This window comes from Streptococcus suis, from assembly GCF_016743335.1.
GTDB lineage: Bacteria > Bacillota > Bacilli > Lactobacillales > Streptococcaceae > Streptococcus > Streptococcus suis_Y.
This window is the reverse complement of sequence record NZ_WCJE01000026.1, coordinates 24,402-33,028: the sequence shown is the minus strand read 5'-3', so window position 1 is coordinate 33,028 and position 8,627 is coordinate 24,402. Positions and strand designations below refer to the sequence as shown.

The 8,627-nt window shown below is 42.6% G+C and carries 9 protein-coding genes and 1 riboswitch; of the genes, 1 reads left to right on the top strand and 8 read right to left on the bottom strand.

The window, feature by feature from the left end:
• Window positions 1-30: 30 nt before the first annotated feature.
• The 4 genes from F9856_RS08185 to F9856_RS08170 form a co-directional block, all read right to left on the bottom strand.
• Entirely contained in the window at window positions 31-465 is a 435-nt protein-coding gene (locus F9856_RS08185; RefSeq protein ID WP_004194799.1) for a SprT family protein, read from the bottom strand.
• Window positions 452-2,608, bottom strand: coding sequence for a Tex family protein (locus F9856_RS08180; protein WP_202106307.1), 2,157 nt, complete (start codon window positions 2,606-2,608; stop codon window positions 452-454). Before F9856_RS08180 ends, F9856_RS08185 begins: the two co-directional genes overlap by 14 nt.
• A gap of 80 nt (window positions 2,609-2,688) precedes the next feature.
• Window positions 2,689-3,531 carry an aldo/keto reductase gene (locus F9856_RS08175; protein WP_002936792.1) on the bottom strand — a complete coding sequence of 281 codons (843 nt, stop codon included), beginning with the start codon at window positions 3,529-3,531 and terminating at the stop codon, window positions 2,689-2,691.
• A 115-nt stretch (window positions 3,532-3,646) separates the two neighbouring features.
• Window positions 3,647-4,165: a QueT transporter family protein gene (locus F9856_RS08170; RefSeq protein WP_024376736.1), complete on the bottom strand. Its 519-nt coding sequence runs from the start codon at window positions 4,163-4,165 to the stop codon at window positions 3,647-3,649.
• Window positions 4,163-4,264: riboswitch (PreQ1 riboswitch) on the bottom strand. (Overlaps the previous gene by 3 nt.)
• Window positions 4,265-4,293: 29 nt before the next feature.
• Here F9856_RS08170 and F9856_RS08165 point away from each other — a divergent pair.
• Window positions 4,294-4,731 carry a GtrA family protein gene (locus F9856_RS08165; RefSeq protein WP_024408383.1) on the top strand — a complete coding sequence of 146 codons (438 nt, stop codon included), beginning with the start codon at window positions 4,294-4,296 and terminating at the stop codon, window positions 4,729-4,731.
• A 46-nt stretch (window positions 4,732-4,777) separates the two neighbouring features.
• Here the strand turns inward: F9856_RS08165 and F9856_RS08160 are convergent, their stop codons facing one another.
• From F9856_RS08160 to F9856_RS08145, 4 genes are all read right to left on the bottom strand, one after another.
• Window positions 4,778-5,701, bottom strand: a complete 924-nt coding sequence (locus F9856_RS08160) for a YihY/virulence factor BrkB family protein (RefSeq protein WP_105147484.1) — start codon at window positions 5,699-5,701, stop codon at window positions 4,778-4,780.
• A gap of 47 nt (window positions 5,702-5,748) precedes the next feature.
• A complete protein-coding gene (locus F9856_RS08155; RefSeq protein ID WP_024376734.1) occupies window positions 5,749-6,609 on the bottom strand; it encodes a methionyl aminopeptidase in 861 nt (286 codons plus the stop codon).
• Entirely contained in the window at window positions 6,606-7,178 is a 573-nt protein-coding gene (locus F9856_RS08150; protein WP_202106306.1) for a GNAT family N-acetyltransferase, read from the bottom strand. Before F9856_RS08150 ends, F9856_RS08155 begins: the two co-directional genes overlap by 4 nt.
• 95 nt (window positions 7,179-7,273) lie before the next feature.
• Window positions 7,274-8,533, bottom strand: coding sequence for a UDP-N-acetylglucosamine 1-carboxyvinyltransferase (locus tag F9856_RS08145; protein WP_202106305.1), 1,260 nt, complete (start codon window positions 8,531-8,533; stop codon window positions 7,274-7,276).
• Window positions 8,534-8,627 lie beyond the last annotated feature (94 nt).

The window sequence follows — 8,627 nt, the reverse complement described above, 5'->3', positions numbered from 1 at the left end:
CACAAAAAAATCAGCCCGAAGACTGATTCTCTATTCTTTCAAAGTAAGTTTGCCCCTACACTTGCCACATCGGTATTTTTTTAGGTCAATGCGGCGCTTGCGCTGGTAGACTTGTCCACAGGACTGACAGGTATACAGCAGGCTAGGCTTGGCAGCTTGTTCCAGTTTGGGAGCATAGCGCAGGCCGTCCACAGCAGCCAGTAGTTCCTTGAAATCCCTGTCTCCGTGCCGATAGCCTTTCTTCTCAAAGTAGAGATGGTAGTGGCAGAGCTCGTGGCGGACAATCTTCCGAAAGACTTCTAAACCTTGCTCCTCCAAGTGCTTGGGATTGAAATCCAAATGCCCATCCCTTGGAAAAAAGCGACCACCCGTTGAGCGTAATCGCCTGTTCCAGATTGCTACATGCCGAAATTCCTTACCGAAGTCTTGCAAGGAGACTTCTTGCACATATTTATTCAGATCCATTTGGTTTCAAAAGACTAAGACCGATACGGTTGCGTTTGATATCCACTTCAGCCACCCAGACAGTGACGATTTCCCCAACAGCGAGGATTTCACTTGGATGCGGTAAGGCTTGTTGGCGTCCATTCTTATCCCGTTTGCGCTTGACCATGCGTGAAATGTGAACCAGACCATCCTCGTGGACACCGATGTCCACAAAGGCTCCAAAGTCCACAATATTGCGAACCGTACCTTGCAATTCCTGTCCGACTACCAAGTCCTTGACATCCAAGACATCTTGACGGAGGACTGGTGCTTCAAAGTCATCCCGTAAATCACGACCTGGCTTGAGCAAGTCTGCGATGATGTCCTTCAAGGTTTCCTGACCGACACCGATTTTTTCTGCCGTATCCGCGATAGCCACCTGCATTAATTTTTCCTGCGCAGCCTCATCTAAGTGGTCAATAGCTAGAAGTTCTAACAGTTTTTCCACAGCCTTGTAAGACTCGGGGTGCACGCCAGTATTGTCCAAAAAGTTAGTCGCATCTGGGATGCGCAAGAAACCAGCTGCCTGCTCAAAGGCCTTGTCACCCAGACGAGGCACCTTTTTGAGCTGCTGACGAGAGGTCAGGGCACCATTTTCCTCGCGGTACTTGACGATGTTCTCCGAAATGGTCTTGTTAAGACCAGCAACGTGAGCCAAAAGGGCAGGACTGGCCGTATTGACATTGACCCCGACCTGGTTGACCACCGTATCGACCACAAAATCCAGACTTTCAGACAGAGACTTCTGGTTGACATCGTGCTGGTACTGGCCGACACCGATAGACTTAGGGTCGATTTTGACCAGCTCAGCCAGAGGGTCTTGCAGACGGCGGGCGATGGAAATGGCAGAGCGTTTTTCCACAGGGAGGTCTGGAAACTCGTATCGCGCCAGTTCAGAAGCTGAGTAGACAGAAGCTCCGCTTTCATTGACGATGACGTAAGAAACATCAGGGAAGTCCTTGAGTAAATCAGCTACGAAGGCTTCAGACTCACGGCTGGCCGTTCCGTTTCCGATAGCAATGATTTCCACTTGGTATTGCCCAATCAGGTCTGCCAAGTCTTTTTTTGCCTGAGCAATTTGTCGCTGACCAGCCGGCTCCACAGGATAGATGACCTGGGTTGTCAAGAGTTTTCCCGTCTGGTCTACCACTGCTAGCTTAGCCCCTGTTCGAAAGGCAGGGTCAAAACCAAGGACAATCTTGCCCTTTAGAGGAGATACAAGGAGCAGATTTCGTAGGTTTTTAGAGAAGAGCTGGATAGCTCCTTCTTCTGCTTCTTCCGTCAATTCTGTCCGAATACGGCGCTCCATGGCAGGTAGAATTTTCTTCTTGATAGCCTGCTGGATGACATCCTTGATATAGCTATTAGACTGTGGAAAACGTAGCTCAAAGAAACGAACCATTTTATCCACATTGTGTTCAAAAGTAACCTTTAGAACGCCTAATTTCTCACCACGATTGATGGCCAAGGTCTTGTAGCCTTGCATTTTTGCCACTTTCTCCGAAAAATCATAGTAAATCTGAAAGACTTCTTTTTCATCTGCTTCTTGATCTTTTAGCTCTGAAGTCAGGCTTGAATTGGTTTGTACTTCATGGTAGACCCAGGCCCGAAGCTTATTGTCTTCTGAGATAGCTTCGACCAAAATATCCACAGCCCCAGCCAAACAAGCCTGAGCAGTATCAAAACCTTCACAGATGAAACTAGCAGCCTGTTCTTCCAAGTCAGCCACATTCTGCAAAATTAGACGAGCCAGCGGGAACAGTCCAGCCTCACGCGCCACCGTTGCCTTGGTCCGACGTTTTTCCTTATAAGGCAAGTATAGCTCTTCCACATCTGCCAACTTTTCCGCTTCCTCGATAGCCTGACGGAGCTGGTCTGTCAATTTGCCTTGTTCTTCAATCTTGGCAAGGACAGTAGCCTTACGGTCAGCGAGAGCAGTCAAGGCCTTGTCTCGGTCGATGATGGACTTGATGACTACTTCATCTAAATTACCCGTTACGTCCTTTCGATAACGAGCGATAAAGGGAATAGTATTGCCTTCAGCCGTCAAAGAGAGAACCGTATCAATCTGTTTTAAACTAACGCCCAATTCCTGAGCAATTTTCAAATATTTTTCTTCCATAGCTACTATTATAACATGAAAGCGGTACAAATGACTCAATAGAAAAGCACGTAGATAAACTACATGCTCTCAATAGCTAATTAAAATTCAGCCTGATCCGGGTCAAGTCGACCTTTTACTCCTTCTAGTTTATCCAACTTTGCAACTGCTGTCGGACTAATAGCCAAGCCATCAATTTCCAAATTTGCCTTAATATTTTCTGGACTAGTTGATTTCGGGAGAGGGAGAAAGCCTTTATCTAAAGACCAAGCTAGTGCTAGCTGTGCAACACTACAACCAGCTTCTTTAGCCAAATCGGCTGCTTCTTGGCTTTGGAAAAGGCTTCCTGTACCAAATGGGCTATAGGCCTCCAAGAGAATCCCTTTGGCTTTGCAGTAAGCAACTAATTCTGACTGAGGAGTTCCTGGAGCTAACATAATCTGATTAGCCATCGGGATAATCTCAGCCGTTTCCAGCAAAGCTTCTAGATGGTGTTCCATAAAGTTAGAAACTCCAATTACTTTCACTTTTCCAGCACGATAGAGCTCTTCTAATGCCTTCCAAACCTGGGCATTCCGTTTTTTCCATCCGATCGTCTCACGACTAGCCTTTGGATTTGGCCAATGGATCAGTAACAAATCCAGATAATCCACCTGAAGTTTTTGCATGGATTCTTCTACTGAAGCAAGGGTATCTTCATAGCCAATCTTATCATTCCAAACCTTAGTTGTTAAAAAAATATCCTCACGAGCTAGACCACTATCAGCTATAGCTCGACCAACACTAGCTTCGTTGCCATAAATCTGTGCCGTGTCAATGTGACGATAACCAGCTTCCAATGCATAAGAAACCGCACCGTACGCCACTTCACCATCGGGTATCTGCCAAGTTCCAAAACCAATTTTAGGAACAGTTACACCATTTGAAAACGTATATCTTGTCATAAAAGACCTCCTATTTCTTCTATCCCCAGTATAAACTAAATTGTCAATCAATACAAAATAATGCGACCTAAAAATAAAAGACACCCGAAAGTGTCTGCTCACATTTATTGTATACTTACTTTTCAAAATTTATTTTCTTGGATAGTTTATCGATAACAACAGCTCCAACTAATAGAGAAAGCAATTCTCCTGCTGCTGTTGTCAACCAAGTTAGAAAGAATGGTAAATCATATAAGACTTTTAATTCTAAAGCAATGGTAAACATAGTTGCCGCAAAAAAGAATGAGAAATAAAAGAAAGCCTTGTTAAATAATCCACTGAATAGATAGTCCTTCTTGTATTTTTCAAACAGAATAACTCCCAACGTAACGAAGATTAATGTCGAGAATCCACCCACAAAGAGGTCAATCACACCAAAACCAATCAAGTTGGAAATCATGCAGCCAATGGTCACAGCGATAATATACTTACGATTATAAAAAGCCAAGAAATTGAGCATTTCAGACAAACGAAACTGAACAGCCCCGAAGGAAATAGCATTCAATGGCGGCGTCAAGGTAAGCGCGACATAAATCGCCGCGACAAGAGCAATTTCTGCCATATCTCTGGCAGTCCATTTATTAGATGTATTCATAAAATTCTCCTTTAGCGAAAAAGCTTAAAATATGCTTGGGTAAAGTGAGCAAGCCCCAAGGGTCATTGAAAATTCAACAACGTTGTCTAGTATAGCATATTTTCCAAAAAAATGGTAGACTATTCCTTATGAAAAAGCTATTTTATCAACTCATAAACAACGAAGTCATTCTTTATTTGATTGCAGGTGTGGCAGCAACCCTTGTCTATATGGTCACTCGAATGGGGCTATTTTTAGTCATTCCTTCCATTCTATTGGTTACTCTTTTAGCCAATGCAGTAGCCATTCTCTTTGCCTTCTGGACCAACGACCGTTTCGTTTTCAAACAAGCCAGAGAGGGTTGGCCTCAGCGATTGGTCAAGTTTGTATCTGCCCGCATCGCGACCTTGGTCATGGATATGGCTCTAGCCTATTTATTAGTACAAGCTTACCCACAATTGATTGGGCAGTTTGTCAACCATGATTTGACACTTGTCAACGCCATCGCCACACTCTTCTCACAAGTCTTGGTCATTGTGGTCAACTATTTCTTGAGCAAACTCTTTATCTTTAAAAATACGAAATGAGGCTCCAACGGAACCTCATTTTTATATATAGCTTGATTTTCCTGCTTCATTCTTTATCTATCGCTGTAAATCTTGCCTTTAGCCTATTCAAGATAGAAACAATATCCCCATCTCTAGCATGAAACTCTTCTACCTGCATACTTTGAACCGTAGCATTAATCATTGCACCAATGATGAGTACTTGAGCCATAAAAATGAACCAAAGCATAAAAACAAGAAAGACGACAGCTGTTACTATTCTAAAATCCAGCAACTTATTAGCATAATTATCAACATAAATCGAAAATAACTTTCCAATAGAAGTCATCGTCAACAGAACAAACAACGTTCCTGGAAAAACATATCGAACTTTTTTTATCCGAACATTGGGCAAAAAGAAATAAAGCATAACCAAGGCGGCAAACAGAGCCATTAAACCTACTAACTGTGTTTGACTAAGAAGCCCCTTCAGCCAGGCGTCTTCAATAGGAACCAGCTTATTAATATAAGAAAAAACTGCCTGCCCGAAAGTCAAAAGCGTGATACTTAAGAGGATAATTACCTGCAGACCAATTCCTAAAAATATGCCAATCAAGTGCCCAATAATAAAATCACGGTGTTCATTGATGCCATAAGCCTTATTAAAGGCCTTCTGCAAAATAGTCATACTACGTGACAGGGTCCAAAGAGTTGTCAGAATTGAAATCCCTAACCATGATGACGACGGCTTTGTTAATACAGAAGTGATAAAAGATGAAACCGAAGGATAGAGCTTGTCTGGCACAAATTCAGCTACAACCGATAAAATCATATCCACATCAAATGGATAATATGGCAGTAAATTCGCGAGAGTTAGAAGAATAGGGAAAAGAGAAATTAACAAATAGTATGCTACTGCAACACTTGTTACATCGCTATCAGCAGAACGATAAAAAGAAAAGAAGGTTGAGCAGAATGTTTTCAAACCTTCAACTATTCTGGTTTTCCTCATTCTCTCCTCCTTCCTCATTCATCTATTATTCACGACCACACCGAGAATTAATAGGTCCCTTCTTCACCTTGACTGGTCAAAATAACCGGTCCATCTTTGGTGATGACAAATTGGTGTTCGTATTGACAAGACAAGCCACCATCAAGTGTCTTATGAGCCCAACCAGTCTTCATATCCGTATCAATTTCCCAAGTCCCTGTATTAATCATAGGCTCGATAGTCAAAACCATGCCTTCACGCAAGCGAAGACCTCGACCTTTAGTTCCATAATGAGGAACCATCGGCTCTTCGTGGAAAGTTGGTCCAACGCCGTGCCCTACCAAGTCACGAACAACACCGTAGCCAAGACCTTCCGCATATTCTTGAATAGCAGCACCGATATCGCCGATACGATTGCCAACAACTGCTTGCTCGATACCGCGGTACAAACATTCCTTAGTCACATCCATCAAGTTTTGTACTTCTTCAGACACCTGACCGACTGCATAGGCCCAACAAGAATCTGCACAACCACCACGATAGGTCTGGGTGATTTTCTTCATAGCCTTGACATCATTGAAGTTTAGCTTAGAAACATCAACTACCGCTTTATCCAAAGGCTCACTCAAAACCATATCGACCTTCAGTAAATCACCTTCTTTAAGTTTGTAATGACGCGGAAAAGCATGAGCGACCTCATCATTCAATCCACAACAAGTCGCATAAGGATAATCCATCAATTCTCCATCAACACCAATTTGGAGTGGCAAAACATTCTTTTCCTTACACGTTTTACGGACATATTCCTCTACTTCCCACATGTCCACACCTGGCTTGATAATCTCTCGCAAACCAATATGAATACCAGCCAGAACATCTCCAGCACGTTTCATTGCATCAATTTCTCGTTGTGATTTAATAGTAATCATTGATTCTCCTCATACATTTCTAATTTAAAATCTGTCTTCTTCAAGCTAAATTTTCTATAATTTCTTGTTTTATGGCTGTAGCGGTCACTTCCACGATACTGCGCAACCTGTACCAAACCAGCTTTTTTCGCCACCATCTGACTGGCCACATTTTCCTCATGAGTGACGATAACCAGCTCCCTCAGACCAAACTCATAAAAAGCTAGATAGACTAAAGTCCTCACTGCTTCCGTCATTAAGCCTCTTCTCCAGTAGTCTTTTTTTAGAAAATAGCTGAGCTCCGCAGAAAGTTGACGTTCATCTACCTTTTCAAAACAAAGCGCACCAATCATCCTCTCCGAATACTTATCAACTAAGGCCCAGTTTCCCAATGGTGAACGCATAAATTTTTCAACCATTGTCGAAAAAGCAATATTTCTGTCCTCCAAAGCTGGAAAGATAAAAGGAAGATTTTCGGGATTTGATACAATTTCATAGAAACTTTCTCCATCTTCAAAAGAAAATGGTCGTAAATACAAACGGTCCGTTTCAAAGTAAGCAAACTTCGCTAGTCTTGTCCAAAGTGTCATAGTGTACCCAAGGGGCTGAGAATTACTCCCAGCCCCAGATTGTTTCGTTTTTTAAATCGATTACGTTTTGAGAAAGTAGTTCTCAATTAGACTCTCTAATCCTCAATCAATTGAATATCTGCACCTAATTCTGTCAGCTTATCAACAATATTTGAGTAACCACGTAGAATAAACTCAATGTTTGTAATTTCTGTATGCCCCTGAGCCATTAAACCAGCGATAACCATTGCGGCTCCCGCACGCAAATCAGTAGCTTTAACAGATGTACCAGTCAGTTGATTTGGACCTTCAAAGGCAATATGGTTGTTACGAGTAGAGATTTTTGCTCCAAGATTTGCAAGCTCCTGCACATGACCAACACGTTTTTCATAAATCGTATCAACAATCGTACCAGTCCCTTCTGCCTTAAGCAGTAAAGGTGTAATGGGTTGCTGCAAGTCTGTCGCAAAACCTGGATAAGGTGAAGTTTTGATATTCACTGCCTTTAATGTTTCTTGCTTTTCAACAAAAATACTATCTTCAGAAATGGTCATGCGAACACCCATTTCTTCCAACTTAGCGATGTAACTCTCTAAGTGTTCATAAAGGACATTATCGATACGAATACCTTCACCAACAGCAGCAGCAAGGGCAATATAAGTCCCTGCTTCAATACGGTCTGGAATCACTTGATGACGTGTTCCTTTTAGACTGTCTACGCCTTCAATGGTGATAATATCTGTACCCGCACCACGGATACGTGCCCCCATATTATTAAGCAAAGTTGCCACGTCAATAATTTCAGGTTCACGCGCCGCATTTTCAATAACTGTACGGCCTTCTGCTTTGACAGCTGCTAAGATAGTATTAATTGTCGCACCGACGCTGACAACATCCATGAAGATATGTGCCCCTTGAATACGCTGACCATTAGTTGCCAAGCGCATATATTCACCTTCATAGGTTGTTTTCGCACCCATGGCTGCGAAGGCCTTCAAGTGCAAATCAATCGGACGCGGTCCCAAATCACAACCACCTGGCAAGCCAACAACAGCTTGACCAAAGCGACCAAGGAGGGAACCGTAAAAATAGTAGGAGGCACGCAAGCTATTAATTTTGCCAAATGGCATAGGCATGTCTTTTACACCACGAGGGTCAATTTCGAGTGTTTCACCATAACGCTTGACCGTCGCGCCCATTGTTTCCATAATATCAACTAAGCTATCTACATCCGAGATTGCAGGCACTCCGTCCAGAGTAACAATCCCATCTGCAAGAATAATGGCCGGAATAAGGGCAACAACTGAGTTTTTGGCACCACTAACGGTAACCGACCCTTTCAGTGTTTTTCCACCATTAATTACAATTTTTCTCATACTAACATTCACTTTCTTAGTTTGCCTAAAAAGGCATACGTTTCATTTTACCACAATGGGTGGTAAAATGCTAGTTATTTGATATATAAAAAAA

Bases quoted from the DNA above. Each gene is read 5' to 3' on its own strand.
- F9856_RS08180 (WP_202106307.1), bottom strand. From the start codon at position 2,608: ATGGAAGAAAAATATTTGAAAATTGCTCAGGAATTGGGCGTTAGTTTA.
- F9856_RS08185 (WP_004194799.1), bottom strand. From the start codon at position 465: ATGGATCTGAATAAATATGTGCAAGAAGTCTCCTTGCAAGACTTCGGT.
- F9856_RS08160 (WP_105147484.1), bottom strand. From the start codon at position 5,701: ATGAGGAAAACCAGAATAGTTGAAGGTTTGAAAACATTCTGCTCAACC.
- F9856_RS08175 (WP_002936792.1), bottom strand. From the start codon at position 3,531: ATGACAAGATATACGTTTTCAAATGGTGTAACTGTTCCTAAAATTGGT.
- F9856_RS08150 (WP_202106306.1), bottom strand. From the start codon at position 7,178: ATGACACTTTGGACAAGACTAGCGAAGTTTGCTTACTTTGAAACGGAC.
- F9856_RS08155 (WP_024376734.1), bottom strand. From the start codon at position 6,609: ATGATTACTATTAAATCACAACGAGAAATTGATGCAATGAAACGTGCT.
- F9856_RS08165 (WP_024408383.1), top strand. From the start codon at position 4,294: ATGAAAAAGCTATTTTATCAACTCATAAACAACGAAGTCATTCTTTAT.
- F9856_RS08145 (WP_202106305.1), bottom strand. From the start codon at position 8,533: ATGAGAAAAATTGTAATTAATGGTGGAAAAACACTGAAAGGGTCGGTT.
- F9856_RS08170 (WP_024376736.1), bottom strand. From the start codon at position 4,165: ATGAATACATCTAATAAATGGACTGCCAGAGATATGGCAGAAATTGCT.